Here is a 17,580-nt window from a genome sequence, read left to right as displayed (position 1 = left end):
CTCGCGTGCGAGGATGACGGCGCCCGTTGCCGTTTTTCGCCGACGCCACGCAGGAGGTCCTGGTGCGCCGCCTCTTACTCCCCTTGCTGGCGCTGGCCTGTCTCGCCCTGGTCACTCCCCTCATGGCAACACCGGCCGCGGCCGACGCCGGCGTGGTGCGGGTCCAGAAGCGTCTCAACGCCCTGCACTGCGATGCAGGTCCTGCAGACGGACGCTTCGGGTCGCACACCCGATCCGCCGTCATCCGCTTCCAGTCACGGCACCGGCTGTCCCAGACGGGCAGGCTCGGGACCAGCACACGGCAGGCGCTGTACTCGTCGACCGCGAAGCGCTGCGACATCCGTCCCGTTCCGGCCCACTCCGGATCCGGGCGCCGGATCGTGATCAGCCAACGCCAGAACTGGATCTGGCTGGTCGCGGCGGGCGGCCGCGTCGTTGCCCAGGCAGGCATCGTCGACAACCCCGCGGTCCTGCGCAAGGGCACCTGGCGCACGGGGTCCTACTGCGGGCGCCCTGCGCGCGTGCGGCTCAACCAGAGCGGCAACGTGTGGATGGACAACTTCGTCCGCTTCGCACCGTGCGGCATCGGCTTCCACCGGATCCCCCGCAGCAAGGCGACCGGTCGCCAGATCCACGCCAACTACTTCCTGGGGACGAACCTGGCCGGGGACTCGCACGGCTGCGTTCGGTTGAGCCGGGCCATGTCGTTCAAGCTCTGGGACTTCACTGCCGGCCGTCGTACGACGGTCCGGGTGCTGTGATCCCGCGGCCCGCACCCCGGCGTCGTCTTCTCGGTGCTCTTGGAGTCATCGTGTTCGCCGTGTTCGCGCTCGGCGGCATGCACGCTCCGATCAGCGGAGACGTGTGGTCCGCGGAGTTGGGTGCGTGGCAACTGGCCACCACCGGCGAACCCTGGATCGATGACGTCACGCCCGAACAACTCCCTGACCAGTGGACCGTGGAATCGAGCGACAGCGGAGCGCTGTGGACCGCTGTGAATCTCGACAACGGTCACCGCGCGGTCGCAAGGAGCCCGGGTGTCGTCCTCGTAGCTGTGCCGGCGTACGCCATCGATACGACTGTGAGCGGTCCGGATCAGCTGAGGGACCTGCCCGGCTCACTCACTGCCGCACTGCTGGCTGCCATCGCCGTCACCCTCCTCGCCGCGGCCGCCTCAACCCTCGTGCCCCTGCGCGTCGCCCTCATGGGCGCGTTGGCCCTGGGGCTGACCACTCCGATGTGGAGCGTGGCAGGCAACGACCTGTGGCCACACAGTGTGACGACCCTCGGGCTCGCCGGCATGGCGTGGGCAGCCGCCCGTGAGCGCTGGTGGCTGGTCGGACTCTTCGGAGGCCTCGGCATCTGCGGGCGCCTCCACCTGGCAGTGATCGTCGCCGTGGTCGGCCTGTGCGTTGCCCTCGCCCGTCGCCGTCCAGCGATCGCGGTGCAGGTGGCCTGCACGAGCCTTCCCTTCGTCGGGTTGTGCTCCGTGCTCGGCCATTGGTGGTACGGCTCGTGGAGTCCGAGTGCGGGATACATGGCGGGCGACCTGGCCGCGTGGCCCGCCACCCGTACATGGGTCGAGCAGGCCGCGGACGTGGCCGGTATGTTCGTGTCCCCCGGCTACGGCATCCTCATCTGGACGCCCTGTCTCCTCCTGATGGCTCCCTCGGTCCCAGCAGCCTGGCGCGAGGCCCCGGACTGGATCCGTTCGCTGGCTGCTGGAGGTCTCTGTTACCTGATCATCCAGGCCCTGCTCAACCCGTTCCACGGCGGCAGCGGCTTCTGGGGCTACCGCTTGCCGCTCGAAGCGCTGTGTGCAGCCTTCCCGCTCTTGGTCCTGACGGCCGGTCACATGGGGCGACGGGCCCGCGCTGCGTTCTTGCCGATCATCGGATTCCAGCTCGCAGTGATGGTCATCGGCGTGATGTTCGGCCGCGCGCACACCAACACGGATGGCTCGCCCTGGCGCTCGAACATCGTCCTGGATGCTCTGTTCGAGAATCCACCGGCGTTCCTGACGATCGTCGCCCTCAGCGGCCTGGCGGTCTGGTTCGTCGGCCGGACCGTCCTCGGTCGACCGCCTGGGTCCGCTCGGGCCGCCGATCTTCGACCCGCCCAACGAAACGGCGCTGAGGAATCCGCTTCATGATCGAGAATCGCCCCGTGTCCTCACGTCGAATGTTCTCGGGCCTCGCGCCCCTCGGTCTGGCAAGCGTCATCATCTTCGGCTTGACCTCCCTGAACGCGCCTCGCACCACCGACGTCGTGTCAGCCGACGTGGCTGCCTGGCAATTGGCGACAACGGGGAGCCCTTGGCTCGACGACGTCGAGGACGACGACCTGCCCGGCACCTGGACGGTCGAGTCGCTCTTCACGACGACGAATGCCGACAATGGCCACGAAGTGGTCGCCAGGAGCCCCGGCCCGATCGCCGCAGCCGTGCCCGCCTACGCCGTCGAGTACCTGATCAGCGCCGGAGCAAGCAGCACGAAGATGTCGTTCCTTCCCGCAGGCTTCACGGCCGCACTCCTGGCCACCTGCGCGCTGATGCTGCTGGCCGGCAGTCTCCCGACGTCGGTGCCACGTCACGTCACGCTCACCGCCGCAGCCGCACTCGCGTTCACGACGCCGTACTGGACAGTCGTCGGCGGATCGCTGTGGACACACACCGTGACGGCCGTCGGGATCGGCGGCATGGCCTGGGCTGCTCATCGGGATCGTTGGCTGCTCGTCGGCCTCTTTGGCGGCGTTGCGGTCCTCGGGCGCCTGCACCTCGCGCTGACAGTCGCGATCGTGGGTCTTTCTGTTGCTGCTACTCGTCGCCAACCGGGCATCGCTCTTCGCGTCGGAGCTGCCAGTGCGCCCGCGATCGCAGTCTTGTCGCTGTGGGGCCACTGGTTCTACGGCTCCTGGAGCCCAACGACTGGTTATGCCGCCGGCGACCTCGCCGCATGGCCGGCCACACGCACGTGGTGGGAGCAGCTCGGCGACCTCCTGGGCATGTTGATCTCCCCCGGCTACGGCATCTTCGTCTGGACGCCGGTCCTGCTCATCCTGATCCCGTCGGTGATTCGGGGATGGCGCGAGGTGCCGGACTGGGCTCGAGCCCTTGCCATCGGAGGGTTCTTCTATCTCCTCATTCAGGTGTACCTCAACCCCTACCACGGCGGGAACGGCTTCTGGGGTTACCGGTTGCCACTGGAGTCACTGTGCTGCGCGTTCCCACTCCTCGCCATGTCGCTCGCGCACCTGGGGGAACGATCCAGGGCGCTGCTCACCCCGCTGCTGGGCTTCCAGTTGGGCACGATGGCACTCGGCGCGGTCCTTGGGCTCGGCCTGCTCCAGAAGGACGCCGCGTGGGGTTGGCGGCACTACACGCTGGCATCAGCGGCTGGCACGTCCGTCGCAGCCGTGGCCCTGTTCCTGCTCATCGGCATGACGACGGCGTACCTGGTCCGCAGCAGACTGGTCGGTATCGAGACGCCGTCCGGCGCTGAGTCGTCATCGCGAAGCCCGACATAGTTCGATCTGACTAGGACGCCAGGACCAGTCGACCACAGTTGACGCAAGGGCATGTCGATCCGGCTCCGAGATCACTAGTCTCAACGTGTGCTCAATCGCCCCGCATTCGACCGCGTCGTTGTCATCGTTCCGATGTACAACGAAGGCCCTGTCGTGGGCGAGGTCGTGACCGATCTTCTCGGCACGTTCCCGCACGTCGTGTGCGTCGATGACGGCTCGAAGGACGGTTCCGCAGCCGCTGCCCGGGCTGCCGGCGCCAAGGTTCTCAGCCACCCGATCAACCTCGGTCAGGGCGCCGCTCTCCAGACCGGGTTCGACTACGTGCTGGCCCGCACCGACGCGACCCACGTGGTGACGTTCGACGCCGACGGCCAGTACCTCGTCAGCGATGCAGCCGCAATGGTCACGAAGGCACTGGTCACCTCCGTCGACATCGTCCTGGGATCGCGCAACCTGGGCCGGACCGAGGGCCAGCCGTTCACCCGACGGGTCTTGATGGCCGCAGCGCTGCGTTTCTCGCGTACCGTCACCGGCATCGAGTTGACCGACACCCACAACGGCCTTCGGGTGCTCACCCGCTCCGCAGCCGCTCAGATGAACCTGCGCCAGTTCGGAATGGCCCACGCCTCCGAGATCGAGTCACGGGTGGCGGCGGCCTCGTTGACCTGGTCCGAGCACCCTGTCACGATGCACTACTCGGACTACTCCCGGAGCAAGGGACAATCCAACCTCAACGCGCTCAACATCCTGTTCGACCTCGCAACCGATCGCCTCGGAGCGACCGCATGATCATCCGTGTCTTCCTGCTGGCGAGCATCCTGCTCATGGTCATCGTGCTGCTCAAGGCACGACCGAGCGGTGGCCGGCTCGCCGTGACCCGGCTGATCGGGTTCGCCGTTGCCCTGGGAGCCGCTGCCAGTGTCATTGCTCCCTCACTCGTCACGAAGGCTGCGAACCTGGTCGGCGTGCGCGAGGGGCCGAACCTGATCCTCTACGTCCTCGTCGTCGTGTTCGTGTTCACCACGATCACCCAGAACGTCCGCCTGCGTGAGTTGGACCGCCGCCTGGCCAATCTCGCCCGGGCCCAGGCGCTCCTCGAGTTCGACCGGTCCCGGGACGCCCATGAGGCATCCATCGGCTCCGTCCACCCTCGCAGCTAGCGCCTCTGTCAGTCCGCTGGTCGCCTGGCCAGGATCCACACGTTGCGGCGCCAGCCCGGCAGCCAGGTGAGCACATTGAGAAGGCGTGGGCGCCGCTTGCGCGGGAACCACCCGGACACGATGCCCGTCCCGGGCGCGACGCTCTCGTAGGAAACCCGCACCACCTCGAATCCATGATCCGCAAACACACGGCGCATTGATGTCCGGGTCCACGGCCGGCGGTGTGTGTAGTCGTGCCAGACCCACCGCTGCGCATCCGGTGACGAGGCAAAGACGGTGCCACCCGGCCGCAACGCGCGATACACCTCCTGGACGAGCCCTACAGGATCAAGCAGGTGTTCCAGGACATCCTTGAGCACGGCACCGTCGAACTCGGCATCGCCGACGGGAAGACCTGCCTCGAGGTCGGCAAGGCGCACGTCGATCCCCCGCTGCTGCGCGGCCTCGACCGCAGCAGGCGAGTTGTCCAACCCCACGTAGGCCGGGAACTCTGCAGACAGCCACCCGGTGCCGCACCCGACGTCGAGAAGGCTGCTGCCCTGCTCGAAGTGCCGTGCGACGTCCATGTAGTAACCAGGGCGCGCGTGCCACTCGTGATAACCCACGGGCGCGAGTTTAGGGGATTCGATGGTCACCGACGGGCGAGTCGTCGATACACGTCAGCGGTGCGCGACGCCGTCTGCTCCCACGTCAACTGCTGGACACGAAGGTGGCCTGCCGCCTGGAGCTCGCGTTGCTGGTCGTGGTCACCCACCACCTGTCGCACGGCGTTCGCGATGCCAACGGGCGACGTCGGCTCGAAGTACACCATCGCGTCGCCACCGACCTCGCGGAGCACGGGGAGGTCCGATCCGATGACCGGGCAGCCGGCGGCCATCGCCTCGAGCACGGGGAGGCCGAAGCCCTCGAACATGGTGGGAAAGACGTACGCACTCGCCGACGAATACAGACCGGCCAGTTCGTCACCGGAGACCCAGCCGAGCAGTTCGACATCGTCCTCGAGCCGGCACCGGCGTACGACGTCGCGGAGTGGGTCGTCCCCGTGGCTCCCGGTGATCAGGAGACGGGGCCGCTCGGCCTCGGGAATCAGGGTCCATGCCTCGATGAGCCGCTCAAAGTTCTTGTGGGGCATCCGGTTACCGCCGGACAGCACGAACGGGCGTGCCGGTAGCGCAGCGCGCCGGACCAAGGGCGGGGTCGGTGCACCGAGCATGACCACGTCGATGTCGTGCGACACCCGCCCCGTGAGCTGACGAATGTCACTCGCGGTCGCCTCGCTGTCGGCAATGATCCGATCTGCCGCAGCAATGGTGCGGCGCGACAGCCAGCGGACGGCTGCTGCCCGACCACCGGGCACCCACTCAGGGTGGCGTAGCGGCAGCAGGTCGTGGACGGTCACCACCGTCGGCAACGCCCGGACCACCGGGCCGAAGTTGGCTGGGCAGTGCAGCAGGTCTGCGTGGAGGGCGCGTGCCCGTGGGCCCAGTGCGAACGCGACAGCCGCCGCCCACTGCACCCGGCTCTCGCCGGACACCGGAAGATGAACCATCTCGCCCGGGAACCAGTCGACGACCTGGCCCCGCAGTTCCTTGCTGGCGATACCGACGAACCGAAGGCCCGGATCCTTGCCCAGCGCCGGGAACAACTCTCGCGCGTAGCTTTCGGTCCCGCCCTTGCGGCCAGTGAAGTAGACGAGGTCGACGGCCACCTTCAGTGCGCCGGTCATCGCACGGCCCGACGCTGCTCGAGCGCGTCGAGAATCCGAGCGGCAGTGACCCCGACGGACGATGTCGGTGCCACCTGCTCGAACCACGCATGGGCGGAACGGCGCAGGCCAGCTCCTGCCCGAACCACCTCCACGATCGCGTCGCCGAGGTCCTCCGGCGCGATCGACAGGGCGACCGCGCCGTTGACACCGTGCTCGACCAACTCGACCGCCGCGTTGTCCTCCCCCGCCACCAGCACGACAGGTGTGCCGAGGGCAGCAGCTTCGACAACCACCAATCCGTAGCCCTCACGTGCCGACGGATTCACCAGCACAGACGCAGCCCGAACGGCCTCGTCGAGCTCAGCCTGGGACACGAAGCCGGGTGCAGTCACCACCCCAGCCAACCCGAGCCGTTCGATCTCGGCGAGCACCGCCGGTCGCAGCGGGCCGTCGCCGTACACCTGTGCTGTGAGGTCGGGGAATGAACGTCGCGCATACGCAATCGCCCCCGGCAGGGCCTGGACGCGCTTGTCCTCGATGTGACGGCCGACGAACACAACGCGCGCGGCTGCCGGCTCGATCAGTCGTGGAACACCGCGATCCGTCTCGAAGATCAAGCCCGGGCTCCGGAGAGGCGCGGACCGCGCCCCGCTCTCCTCGAGCCGGCGGGCTGTGAGCGCCGAATGGCAGGTCGACAGCGGACTGACCCGAGCCGCCACACACTGCACCATCCATGCGACTGTCCCGACCACAGGGCCGCTGTAGTCCTGCCACTGCGTGCGTGGCCAGACCTCCAGCCAGTCGCTGCAGACGACCACCCGGGAACCGACCAACGCCGCGCGGACCGCCGGCACATTGGTGGCAGGCAAAGCGCTGACCAGAACCGCGTCGTAGCGCCGACGATGCCGGACCAGGTGCCAGAACAGCGCCAGCGCGAACCCGATGGCGGGCCGAAGACGCCGTGCACCGACCGCGTCGTACAGGTCTGCCTCCGCAGCGATCGCCTCGATCCGAACCCCCTCCACCACGGGCGTCGGTCCCGTCCACTGGCGACGGGTCAGATAGGTGACGTCGTGACCCTGGGCCGCGAACTCCTCGGCGAGCGCCCGGTAGAGGCGTTCACCTCCGCCCACCGTCCACGGAAAGAGGCAGTCGTAGACGACAGCGATCCGCACGCGAAGTCCCTACGACACCGGGAAGACGAGTTCGGTGCTCAACTGAGCGCGGACCCTGCGGCGTAGTCGGCCCAATTGATGTTCCAGTCGCCGTACCCGTTCCAGGACTCCATCGGACGGTTCGTGCCGACGTACTCGACGACGTCGCCCCGGCGGGTCATGTTGTAGAGCCACGCGGCGTTGGCGGTGCTCATGCCAGTGCAGCCGTGGGAGACGTTGTCGCGGCCCTGGGAGCCGACCGACCACGGGGCGGCGTGAATGAACTCACCGGAGTTCGTCAGGCGCATCGCCCACTTCACGTCATCGAGGTCGTAGGCCTCGGAGGAGCCCGCCGGGATGCCGACGGTCTCGGAGTTCATCCGGCGGGTGGCGAACTTCTCCATGATCACCTTCGTGCCCGACCGGGTGATGAAGCCCGCCTTGCCCGTCGTGATGGGGATGGTCCGCAGCAGCTTGCCGTTGGAGATGACCTTCATCCGGTGGGTCTTGGCGTTGACCTTGTAGACGTGGGCGTCGCCGACGGTGAAGGCGATGTCGCGGTCTTCCTGGCCATAGACGCCACCGCCCGCCGAGACGCTGTTGATGTCGATGTTGACCTTGACCCTGGAGCCGGCCTTCCAGTACGCGCGCGGGCGCCAGTGGGCTTCCTTGTCACCCACCCAACGCCACGAGCCGGCCTGGACCGGCGTGGAGGTGACCTTCATCTTCGCCTCGAAGGCCGCCTTGTCGGTCACCGGGAGATCGAAGGTGACCACGACAGGCATGCCGATCCCGACCTTCTCACCGTCGAGTGGCGACACGGAGGGGTAGGTCTGCTGCGCGAGCGAGAGCGCCCGGGTCGTGAAGACCGTGTCGCTGGAGGCCTCGGTGCCCTCGGCGTTGGCGGCCGTCGCGTGGACGCGGTAGCGCACGCCGGGCTCCAGCCGGTCGCTGGCGATCCAGCGTCCGCTGGCCGGGTCCACCTTGCCCTTCAGCGGGCCGGCAGCCGATCGGACCGTGACGGTCTTCAGTGTTCCGTCCACGGCCGCGACGCGCAGGATCTTGTCGACCGGGACGTTGGTCGCACCCGGCTTGATGTTGGTGTGCACCGTCGCCTGGACCGCGGCAGCAGCCGTCGTCTCGGCGGTCTTGTCGTCACCTGCGCCGGGCAGCACGCCCGAACCGTCGCAACCGGCCGCGACCACCGCAACGATGGACAGGACGGCAAAAGAGCGCATCAAAGTGGCGCGACGGGACGTGGTGGACACCAGAGAAGGGTACCTGCCACAACCTCACCAGAACGGCTGGAAACACGTTGGCGGTGTCACACCGTGAGGTGGGACACCGCCAACGGAATCCAGCTTGAGCGAGCGCTCAGTGGGCGTACTCGCCCCGGTAGTACTCGTAGATCCAGCCCGGGACGGCCAGCGCGCCGAGGACGAACCCGATGATCACGAGCCACCAGGCCAGGACGGCCACGGCGAACACGATCACGCCGAGCGCAGCGGCGCACCACAGCGGCCACCACGAGTACGGCGGGAAGAAGCCGAGCTCGCCCGCGCCATCAGCGATCTCGCCGTCCTTGCGGTCCTCCGGCCGGGCGTCCATCCGCCGGGCGTGGAAGCCGAGGTACAGCGTCATCATCGCGCAGAGCAGCGTGGTCATGACGAGCGCCGAGGTGCCCGTCCAGTCGCCGCAGTTCTCCTTGCCGCAACGCTCACCCGCGTCCGTGATGAACCAGTAGGCCGGCGAGACCAGGACCAGGAAGATCGTGGTCAGGCCGAAGATCCAGGCTTCGATCTTCATCAGTGGTCACCGTCCTGGTTCTTCTTGATCTGCTCGTCGAGGTGCTCCGCGCGACCCTCGGTGTCCGGCAGGTCGCCCGTGCCACCACCGTCGAACTCCGCCGGGTTGTCGTACATCTCGATCGCGGCGATCTCCGGGTGGTGGAGGTCGAACGCGGGAGACTCCGAGCGGATTCGCGGGAGGGTGTGGAAGTTGTGCCGCGGCGGCGGGCAGCTCGTGGCCCACTCCAGCGACCGTCCCCAGCCCCACGGGTCGTCGGTGTTGACCAGCGGGCTCTTGCGGGAGACGTACACGTTGTAGAAGAACGGCAGCATCGAGGACGCGAGCACGAAGGCACCGATCGTCGACACCTGGTTCAGGACCTCCCAGTCATCGCCGGGCAGGTAGTCCGCGTAACGACGCGGCATGCCCTCGATGCCCAGCCAGTGCTGGATGAGGAAGGTCGTGTGGAAGCCGACGAACAACAGCCAGAAGTGGATCTTGCCGAGTCGTTCGTCGAGCATTCGTCCGGTGAGCTTCGGCCACCAGAAGTAGAAGCCCGCGAACATGGCGAACACGACGGTTCCGAAGACCGTGTAGTGGAAGTGCGCCACCACGAAGTACGAGTCGGACACGTGGAAGTCCAGCGGCGGGCTGGCCAGGATGATGCCGGTCAGGCCACCGAAGAGGAACGTCGTGAGGAAGCCGACCGACCAGAGCATGGGTGTGTCCATGCGCACGGACCCGCCCCACATCGTGCCGATCCAGTTGAAGAACTTCACGCCCGTCGGGACCGCGATCAGGAACGTCATGCCGGAGAAGAACGCGAGGTTGACCGCGCCGGTGACGAACATGTGGTGGGCCCACACGGCCACGGACAGGATCGCGATGCCCAGCGTGGCGCCGACCAGGCCGACGTACCCGAAGAGCGGCTTGCGACTGAACACCGGAAGGATCTCGGAGATGATCCCGAAGAAGGGCAGCGCGATGATGTAGACCTCTGGGTGCCCGAAGAACCAGAACAGGTGCTGCCAGAGGATCGCGCCGCCTGTCGAGGTGTCGAAGACGTGGGCCCCGAGCTGGCGGTCGGCCTCGAGCGAGAGCAGTGCACCGGCGAGGATCGGGAAGGCGATCAGCACGAGGATCGCCGTGATCAGCACGGTCCACACGAACATCGGCATCCGGAACATCGTCATGCCGGGAGCGCGCATGCAGATGATCGTGGTGATGAAGTTGACCGCACCCAGGATCGTGCCCAGACCGGCCATCCACAGGCCCATGATCCACAGGTCACCACCGACGCCGGGGCTGTTCACCGAGTCGGACAGCGGCGTGTAGGCGAACCAGCCGAAGGACGCGGCGCCCTGCGGGGTGAGGAAGCCGGCACCGGCGATGAGGCCGCCGAAGAGGTACAGCCAGTAGCTGAACATGTTCAGTCGCGGGAACGCGACGTCGGGCGCGCCGATCTGCAGCGGCATGATCGCGTTGCCGAAGCCGAAGAACAGCGGCGTCGCGAACAGCAGCAGCATGATCGTGCCGTGCATCGTGAAGAGCTGGTTGTAGAGCTCCTCGTTGACGATCTGGCTGCCCGGGTAGGCCAGCTCCGACCGGATCAGCAGCGCCATGATGCCGCCGGCGATGAACCAGCCCATCGCGGTGACGAAGTACAGGTTGCCGATCAGCTTGTGGTCGGTCGTGGTCAGCACCCGCACGACCTGCTGCCCGAGCGGCTTGCGCTCGGTGAGGTCCGCGGAGCGAGTGGCAGTCGCGGTCACTCGTGCCCTCCCTCGTCGTCGTGGATGAGGTTCTCGGAGTAGACGCCGCCGTCGACGGGCTCCTCGGAGACGTGCTCGGGGTCAGCGGCCAGCTTGGCCAGGTAGGCCTCGTAGTCGGCGTCGGAGACGACGGCGACGGTGAACAGCATCCGCGAGTGGTAGGCGCCGCACAGCTCGTAGCACTTGCCGTCGTAGACACCGATCTCGGTCGGGGTCACCTGGTAGGAGTTGTCGTTGCCGGGAACGACGTCCATGCGCATGGCGAAGGCCGGGATGCCGAAGTTGTGGATCACGTCGGGGCTGTACAGCTGGAACTCGACGGTCTTGTCGACCGGAATGACCAGCTGCGGGATGTCCTCGCCCGTGCCGCTGACGAAGACGTTGTTGCCGTCCGCCGCCTCGGTGTCGGGGTAGTTGAACGTCCACGACCACTTCTGGCCGACCACCTTGACGATGACGTCCGGGTTGGGGTCGTGCTCGAGCGCGATGTTCTGCACCCGGACGGTCTGCGCGAAGAACGCGACCACCATCACGATCGGGAAGATCGTGTAGAAGATCTCGATCGGCAGGTTGTAGCGCGTCTGGACCGGGACCTCGTCGTCACTACGACGACGGAACCAGATCGGGACGCCGATGATCAGCGCCCACGTGATCACGCCCGTGACGAGCGCAGCGATCCACGCGCCCTGCCACAGCAGGAGGATGTGCTCACCCTGCACGGTCACGATTTCCGGCATGCCGACCCGTTCCCACTGGGTATCGGTCGAACATCCGGACAACGCGAACGCGAGTACGACGATGCCGGCGAGCGGGATCACGCGACGCACATGCCGTCGGGATCCACGCGAGCGCTCGGGTAGCCACCAGCCCACGAACGAGCCTTCCTCTCGAGGGTCAGAACAATTGCGAACACTAGCGGAGACGGGACTCGTGCGGGGCGTGGGGTCAGTGGTTCGGACGCGGCGCGGCGTGCTCACGCGGCTCCCCTGTCCCTGATCTATCGTCGCCCCTGTGAGCAGCACGCCTGAGGTGTACCTCGACGCGGCCTCGTCGCAGCGCCTGCACCCCGCCGCGCGCGACACGCTGCTCGCTGCGCTCGAGCGGGGGTACGGCGACCCGCGGCGCCTGCACGGACCCGGCAGGGACGCGCGCCTGCTCCTCGACAACGCCCGTGCCGTGGTCGCCGACTGCCTCGGCGCGCACCCCGACGAGATCGGCTTCACCGCCTCCGGCACCGACGCCGTGCACCGGGGGCTCCTGGGCCTCGCAGCCGCGACGGGGCGCACCGGGATCGTGCACAGCGCCATCGAGCACTCCTCGGTCCTGCATGCGGCCGAGTGGCGTCCCTCCCCCGCACACGCGAGCGTGCCGGTCGACCGCACCGGACGGGTCGACCTCGACATGCTGGCCGAGGCATCGCGGCGCGTAGGCGTCGCCGTGGTCGCCCTGCAGGCCGCCAACCAGGAGGTCGGCACGCTCCAGCCTGTCGACGAGGTGGACCTGCCGGCGACCGTTCCGCTCCTGGTGGACGCGGCTGCGGCAGTCGGGCACGTCGTACTCCCACAGCGGTGGGACGCCCTCACCGCGTCGGCCCACAAGTGGGGCGGCCCGGCGGGCGTCGGGATACTCGCGGTCTGCCGCGGCACGCGCTGGACCAGCCCGTTCCCCGGCGAGGACGGACTGGACAACACAGGCGGCTTCCCGAACGTGCCGGCGGCCCTCGCCGCAGCGGCCGCACTCCAGGCAGTGCTGGCCGAACGGGAGGAGGTGGTGACCCGTCAGTTCCGGATGGTCGAACGGATCCGGGAGGCTGCCGCCGCGCTCCCCGACACCGAGGTCGTCGGCGACCCGGTCAACCGGCTCCCGCACCTCGTGACGTTCTCCTGCCTGTACGTCGGCGGCGACGAGATCGTCTCGGACCTCGCGCAGCGCGGCTACGGCGTCGCCAGCGGGTCGGCGTGCACGGCCTCGACGCTGGAACCCAGCCACGTGCTCGCCGCGATGGGCGCGCTGACCCATGGCAACGTCCGGGTGTCCCTGGACCGCGACACCACCGACGACCAGGTCGACGGGTTCTGTGCCGCGCTGGTCGAGTCCGTCACCGCCATCCGCGCGCGGGCAGGCCTGTGACCGTGCTCGAGCTCGACTGCCGGGACTTCCCGTGCCCACGCCCCATCATCGAGCTGGCGAAGGCGTTGCCGTCGGTCGCGGTGGGCGACCTGCTGGCCGTGGTCGCCCGCGACCCCGCAGCCCGATACGACGTACCGGCGTGGTGCCGGATGCGGGGTCAGGAGTACGTCGGCGAGGACCTCGCCGACGACAACCTGCCCCGCTACACCGTCCGCCGGCTCAGCTGACCGGCTCAGCCGACCGGCTCAGATGACGAACTTGGCCACTTCGTCCGCGGCGTCGTCGCCATAGGAGTCACGGACCCGGTCGACGAACTGCTCCGTCGTGAAGTCGTACTCCTGGGTGCCGACCGTCTCGACGACGTACGCGGCGAGGACGCAACCGACCTGGGCGGCGCGCTCGAGCGAGGAGCCCCAGGACAGGGCGGCCAGGAAGCCGGCACGGAACGCGTCACCGACACCGGTGGGCTCGAGGGCGGCGACGTCCTTGGCGGCCGGGATCTCGAACGAGGTGCCGTCGTTGGTGGTGACCCGGACGCCGTCCTTGCCGAGCGTGGTGACCTGGATGTCGACCTTGGAGAGCACCTCTTCGGCGCTCCAGCCGGTCTTCTTCTCGATGACGTGCGACTCGTACTCGTTGGAGAACAGGATCGCGGCACCCTCGATGAGGTCGCGGATCAGGTCGCCCTCGGCGAAGGCGAGCTGCTGGGAACAGTCGGCGATGAACGGGTAGCCGCGCTGACGGCACTCCTCGGTGTGGCGCTTCATCGCGGCCGGGTCGTCGGCACCGATCAGGACGTACGACGGCGCACCGACGCGCTCGACGATGGGGGCCAGCTCGATCAGGCTGGCCTCGCTCATCGCGCCCGGGTAGAACGACGCGAACTGGGCCATCGTCGTGTCCGTGGTGCACACGAAGCGCGCGGTGTGCTTGCTGTCGGAGATGTGGACGGAGTCGCAGTCGACGCCGTTGCGCTCGAGCCACGAGCGGTAGTCGGCGAAGTCCTCGCCGGCCGCCCCGACGAGCACCGGACGCAGCCCCAGGCGCGCGAGGCCGAAGCACATGTTCGGCGCCACTCCCCCACGGCGGATCTCGAGGTCGTTGACCAGGAAGGACACCGAGAGCTTGTCGAGCTGATCGACCACCAGCGAGTCCGAGAACTTGCCGGCAAACGTCATCAGATGGTCGGTCGCGATGGATCCAGCGATCAGGAGGGAGCCCGTGGGTGCAGTCACGACACGGAAGGTTATCGGAGACGTAACACGAAGTTGGGGCGGTCCCACTGGGTCTACCCAGGAGTAACGCTTAGCGTCGAAGCATGACCCCGTACGAAGAGATCGCCGCCCCCAGCGACCTGCACGCCGACTGCGAGGCGGTCAACCGCCAGCTCGCCCGGGCGGCCGTCAAGGCCACGCGTCCTGCGCCGAGCATTCACTTCGATGAGTTCCCCCGCGAGATGCCCAAGCGCGGCATCGAGATCTCCGAGGCCGCCCAGCGCCTCGCCAACGCCCTCCAGCTCCACCTGGACTGACAGGTCTCGAGACGGTCGCCCCGCGACCTCCTCGACCACCGACGCAAGAAAGCCCCCGCCGAGGCGGGGGCTTTCTGTATGGGGGACTCAGTTGAACGAGTCTCCACACGCGCACGAACCCGTGGCGTTCGGGTTGTCGATCGTGAAGCCCTGCTTCTCGATGGTGTCGACGAAGTCGATCACCGCACCGTTGAGGTAGGGGACGCTCATCCGGTCGACGACCACGCCGACGCCGTCGAAGTCGGTCACGACGTCGCCGTCGAGGGTCCGCTCGTCGAAGAAGAGCTGGTAGCGCAGGCCGCTGCAGCCACCGGGCTGCACCGAGATCCGCAGCTGCAGGTCGGAGCGACCCTCCTGCTCGAGCAGGCTGGCCACCTTCGCGGCAGCAACCGGGCTGATGTTGATCTGGTCTTCACGGCGGTCGAAGGAGACCGGCTCGGCGATGGTCGTCGTCGTACCGGTGGCCTCGGCCTCGTGGCTGTGTCCGCCACCGCAGCAGGCGTCGCTCATGCTCACTCCAAAGTCGTGTCAGAAAGGGGTTCTACTGGACCCAATGGTCGCACAGTTGTGGTTATTCCCCCCAGACGAGGACGGGCTTGACCACGAGACCCGATTTCGTGTCGGCTATGGCGTCCGCGATCCGCTCGAAGGGATACGTCGTCACGAGGTGATCGACGTCGAACCTGCCCGCTTCGCGGAGCGCGATCAGCTCCGGGATGGTCACCAGCGGGTCGGACTCCCCCTCGACCGAGGACCGGACGGTCTTGCCGGTCGACAACAGGTCGATCGCGTCGATCATGTACTCCGGTGCACCCAGCCCGAGCGCGACCAGCATCCCGCGGTTGCGCAGCGACCGCTGCGCCTGGAGCACGACCGCGGGCAGCGCCGTCGTGTCGATCGCGTACGACGCCCCGCCGGCCGTGAGCGACCGGACCTGTTCCTCGACGGCCGGGGCACCGTCCGCCGTGGGGTCGATGGCCGTGGCGCCGTACTCCTCCACGAGGGCTCGACGCGCGGCGAGCGGGTCGACGGCGATGACCGTCTCGACGCCCTTGCCGCGCGCGGCCGCAACGGCGGCGAGGCCGACCCCGCCGGCACCGAACACCACGAGCGACTCCCCGGGAGCGGGGTCCAGGAGGTTGAGCACGGTGCCCGCGCCTGTCTGGAAGCCGCAGGCGAAGGGAGCCAGCCGGGCCAGGTCGAGGGACTTGTCCACGACGACGCAGTTGTCGGCGTACGCGAGGGCGTGGCGGGCGAAGCTGGACTGGCCGAAGAAGTTGCCGAAGACGGTCTGTCCGGCGCGTTCGCCGTCGGCACTGGTCATCGTGGTCGATCCGTCGGCGCGCATGCCCATGTAGTTGAGGAGCAGGGACTGCTCGCAGTAGCCGACGTGTCCTTCCTTGCACGCGTCGCATGCACGACACGAACGGAAGCTCATGACGACGTGGTCCCCGACCTTGATCCCGGCAACGTCCGCGCCGACCTGTTCGACGACGCCGGTGCCCTCGTGCCCCATCACCGTCGGCATCATCTCGGCGGGCAGCATCGTGGGCACGGTCAGGTCGGTGTGGCACAGGCCGGTCGCGACGACCCGCACCAGGACCTCGTCGGCCCGGGGTGCCTCGAGGTGCACGTCGGTGAGGACGAAGTCGCCGCCGGGCTCGTTGACGACGAGGGCAGTGGTGCGCAGGGGTTCAGTCACCCGAGCAATCTAGAACATGTTCCACTTTTCGGGAATCAGCTGGACCAGGTCCGCGCGACGCGCGCGGCCAGCTCCGTGAGCGCACCGGCCGGATCGGCGAAGGCGCGCTCCTCCCCCACGGCGTCCACGAGGGAGTAGGCCGCGTCCATGCCGAGCGCACGCATCTCCCGGGAGCCGACCAGGACCTGGCCGGCCAGGGCGACGCACGGGCGCAGGGCGTCGGCAGCGATGGCGGCGACGCCGGCCGGGACCTTGCCGGCCCGGCTGCTGAAGTCGAAGGCGCCTTCGCCCGTGATGACCAGGTCGGCCGTCGCCGCCTGCTCGGCCAGGCGCACCGCGTCGGCGACCAGGCCGATGCCGCTGACGCGCGTCCCGCCGAGCAGCATCAGCGCGAAGCCCAGGCCGCCGGCAGCACCCGCGCCGGGCGCCAGTGCGAGGCGACGGTCGGTGGCGACTGCGAACTCCTCGAGGTACCCGTCCATGACGACCTGCATCTCCTCGTCGAGCCCCTTCTGCGCACCGAACGTCTTGCTGGCGCCGAACAGTCCGGTCAGCGGGTTGTCGACGTCGGTCGCGGCGATGATCTCCACCCCGTCGACGAGCCCGCGGGCGATGCTGAGGTCGACGCTGGTGACGCCGTTGAGGAAGATGCCGCCGACGTCGAGGGCGACGTCAGCCGATGCGCCGAGCGCGGCCAGCAGCCCCGCTCCCCCGTCGATGGTGCCGGATCCGCCGAGTCCGACCACGACCCGCTCGGCTCCCGCGTTGATGGCTTCCAGGACGAGGGACCCGACGCCCACCGTCGTACCGAATTCCCCGAGCTTGCCGCCCGTGAGGTGGATGCCGCAGGCCTGGGCGCTCTCGACGTACGCCGTCCGGTCGACCAGCAACAGCGTCGCCGGGACCTCGTGGCCGGGAGGTGCCTCGACCGTGACGGCCAGGAGGTCGCCGCCGAGGGACGCGTGGAGCACGTCGACGAAGCCCGGTCCGCCGTCCGACATGGGGGCCAGCACGACCTCGTCGTCGGGGGCGTGGCGTCGCCAGCCGGCCGCGATCGCCTCGGCCGCCTCGACCGCGGTGAGCGTGCCGGCGAACTTGTCAGGGGCCACC

The 17,580-nt window shown here is 68.3% G+C and carries 19 protein-coding genes; 8 read left to right on the top strand and 11 right to left on the bottom strand.

Annotation, left to right across the window (positions count from 1 at the left end):
* Positions 1–26 precede the first annotated feature (26 nt).
* From ACOADB_RS08100 to ACOADB_RS08080, 5 genes are all read left to right on the top strand, one after another.
* Positions 27–761: a L,D-transpeptidase family protein gene (locus tag ACOADB_RS08100; protein WP_378597450.1), complete on the top strand. Its 735-nt coding sequence runs from the start codon at positions 27–29 to the stop codon at positions 759–761.
* Between the two features lie 50 nt (positions 762–811).
* The gene (locus tag ACOADB_RS08095) at positions 812–2,152 is read left to right on the top strand and encodes a hypothetical protein (RefSeq protein WP_378597449.1); all 1,341 of its coding nucleotides are present in this window, start codon (positions 812–814) and stop codon (positions 2,150–2,152) included.
* Positions 2,153–2,166: 14 nt separating this feature from the next.
* A complete protein-coding gene (locus ACOADB_RS08090; protein ID WP_378597448.1) occupies positions 2,167–3,525 on the top strand; it encodes a hypothetical protein in 1,359 nt (452 codons plus the stop codon).
* 87 nt (positions 3,526–3,612) lie between these two features.
* Positions 3,613–4,314, top strand: a complete 702-nt coding sequence (locus ACOADB_RS08085; protein WP_378597447.1) for a glycosyltransferase family 2 protein — start codon at positions 3,613–3,615, stop codon at positions 4,312–4,314.
* Positions 4,311–4,685: a DUF2304 domain-containing protein gene (locus ACOADB_RS08080; RefSeq protein ID WP_378597446.1), complete on the top strand. Its 375-nt coding sequence runs from the start codon at positions 4,311–4,313 to the stop codon at positions 4,683–4,685. Before ACOADB_RS08085 ends, ACOADB_RS08080 begins: the two co-directional genes overlap by 4 nt.
* Before the next feature lie 8 nt (positions 4,686–4,693).
* On the opposite strand, the gene ACOADB_RS08075 is transcribed toward ACOADB_RS08080, so the two are convergent.
* The 7 genes from ACOADB_RS08075 to coxB form a co-directional block, all read right to left on the bottom strand.
* The gene (locus tag ACOADB_RS08075) at positions 4,694–5,320 is read right to left on the bottom strand and encodes a class I SAM-dependent methyltransferase (RefSeq protein WP_378597445.1); all 627 of its coding nucleotides are present in this window, start codon (positions 5,318–5,320) and stop codon (positions 4,694–4,696) included.
* Complete coding sequence (locus tag ACOADB_RS08070; protein ID WP_378597444.1) at positions 5,317–6,411, bottom strand: glycosyltransferase family 4 protein; 1,095 nt, start codon at positions 6,409–6,411, stop codon at positions 5,317–5,319. The genes ACOADB_RS08075 and ACOADB_RS08070 overlap by 4 nt, the downstream gene beginning before the upstream one ends.
* Positions 6,408–7,568 carry a glycosyltransferase family 4 protein gene (locus tag ACOADB_RS08065; protein ID WP_378597443.1) on the bottom strand — a complete coding sequence of 387 codons (1,161 nt, stop codon included), beginning with the start codon at positions 7,566–7,568 and terminating at the stop codon, positions 6,408–6,410. Before ACOADB_RS08065 ends, ACOADB_RS08070 begins: the two co-directional genes overlap by 4 nt.
* Before the next feature lie 38 nt (positions 7,569–7,606).
* Positions 7,607–8,815 carry a L,D-transpeptidase gene (locus ACOADB_RS08060; RefSeq protein ID WP_378597442.1) on the bottom strand — a complete coding sequence of 403 codons (1,209 nt, stop codon included), beginning with the start codon at positions 8,813–8,815 and terminating at the stop codon, positions 7,607–7,609.
* A gap of 106 nt (positions 8,816–8,921) precedes the next feature.
* Positions 8,922–9,353 (bottom strand): cytochrome c oxidase subunit 4, encoded by a 432-nt coding sequence (locus ACOADB_RS08055; RefSeq protein ID WP_378597441.1) that lies wholly within the window; start codon positions 9,351–9,353, stop codon positions 8,922–8,924.
* On the bottom strand, positions 9,353–11,107 hold the full coding sequence (ctaD, locus tag ACOADB_RS08050; protein ID WP_378597440.1) for a cytochrome c oxidase subunit I: 1,755 nt from the start codon (positions 11,105–11,107) through the stop codon (positions 9,353–9,355). The genes ACOADB_RS08055 and ctaD overlap by 1 nt, the downstream gene beginning before the upstream one ends.
* A complete protein-coding gene (gene coxB / locus ACOADB_RS08045; RefSeq protein ID WP_378597439.1) occupies positions 11,104–11,925 on the bottom strand; it encodes a cytochrome c oxidase subunit II in 822 nt (273 codons plus the stop codon). Before coxB ends, ctaD begins: the two co-directional genes overlap by 4 nt.
* Positions 11,926–12,118: 193 nt before the next feature.
* Between coxB and ACOADB_RS08040 the strand changes: the two genes are divergently transcribed.
* Positions 12,119–13,237, top strand: a complete 1,119-nt coding sequence (locus ACOADB_RS08040; RefSeq protein WP_378597438.1) for a cysteine desulfurase family protein — start codon at positions 12,119–12,121, stop codon at positions 13,235–13,237.
* Positions 13,238–13,239: 2 nt separating this feature from the next.
* Positions 13,240–13,464: a sulfurtransferase TusA family protein gene (locus ACOADB_RS08035; RefSeq protein WP_378597437.1), complete on the top strand. Its 225-nt coding sequence runs from the start codon at positions 13,240–13,242 to the stop codon at positions 13,462–13,464.
* Positions 13,465–13,482: 18 nt separating this feature from the next.
* Here ACOADB_RS08035 and ACOADB_RS08030 read toward each other — a convergent pair whose 3' ends face one another.
* Positions 13,483–14,415 carry a carbohydrate kinase family protein gene (locus ACOADB_RS08030; RefSeq protein WP_378597532.1) on the bottom strand — a complete coding sequence of 311 codons (933 nt, stop codon included), beginning with the start codon at positions 14,413–14,415 and terminating at the stop codon, positions 13,483–13,485.
* Between the two features lie 140 nt (positions 14,416–14,555).
* On the opposite strand from ACOADB_RS08030, the gene ACOADB_RS08025 reads away from it, so the two are divergent.
* Entirely contained in the window at positions 14,556–14,768 is a 213-nt protein-coding gene (locus tag ACOADB_RS08025) for a hypothetical protein (RefSeq protein WP_378597436.1), read from the top strand.
* Positions 14,769–14,855: 87 nt separating this feature from the next.
* Here the strand turns inward: ACOADB_RS08025 and ACOADB_RS08020 are convergent, their stop codons facing one another.
* From ACOADB_RS08020 to ACOADB_RS08010, 3 genes are all read right to left on the bottom strand, one after another.
* Positions 14,856–15,212 (bottom strand): HesB/IscA family protein, encoded by a 357-nt coding sequence (locus ACOADB_RS08020; RefSeq protein WP_056710524.1) that lies wholly within the window; start codon positions 15,210–15,212, stop codon positions 14,856–14,858.
* Positions 15,213–15,339: 127 nt separating this feature from the next.
* Complete coding sequence (locus ACOADB_RS08015) at positions 15,340–16,470, bottom strand: NAD(P)-dependent alcohol dehydrogenase (RefSeq protein ID WP_378597435.1); 1,131 nt, start codon at positions 16,468–16,470, stop codon at positions 15,340–15,342.
* A 35-nt stretch (positions 16,471–16,505) separates the two neighbouring features.
* Positions 16,506–17,579 (bottom strand): glycerate kinase, encoded by a 1,074-nt coding sequence (locus ACOADB_RS08010; RefSeq protein WP_378597434.1) that lies wholly within the window; start codon positions 17,577–17,579, stop codon positions 16,506–16,508.
* Position 17,580: the final 1 nt, after the last annotated feature.

Source organism: Nocardioides sp. CPCC 206348 (genome assembly GCF_048654705.1).
Lineage (GTDB): Bacteria > Actinomycetota > Actinomycetes > Propionibacteriales > Nocardioidaceae > Nocardioides.
Note: the sequence above shows the minus strand (reverse complement) of the source record. Positions and strands in the feature narration are given on the sequence as shown.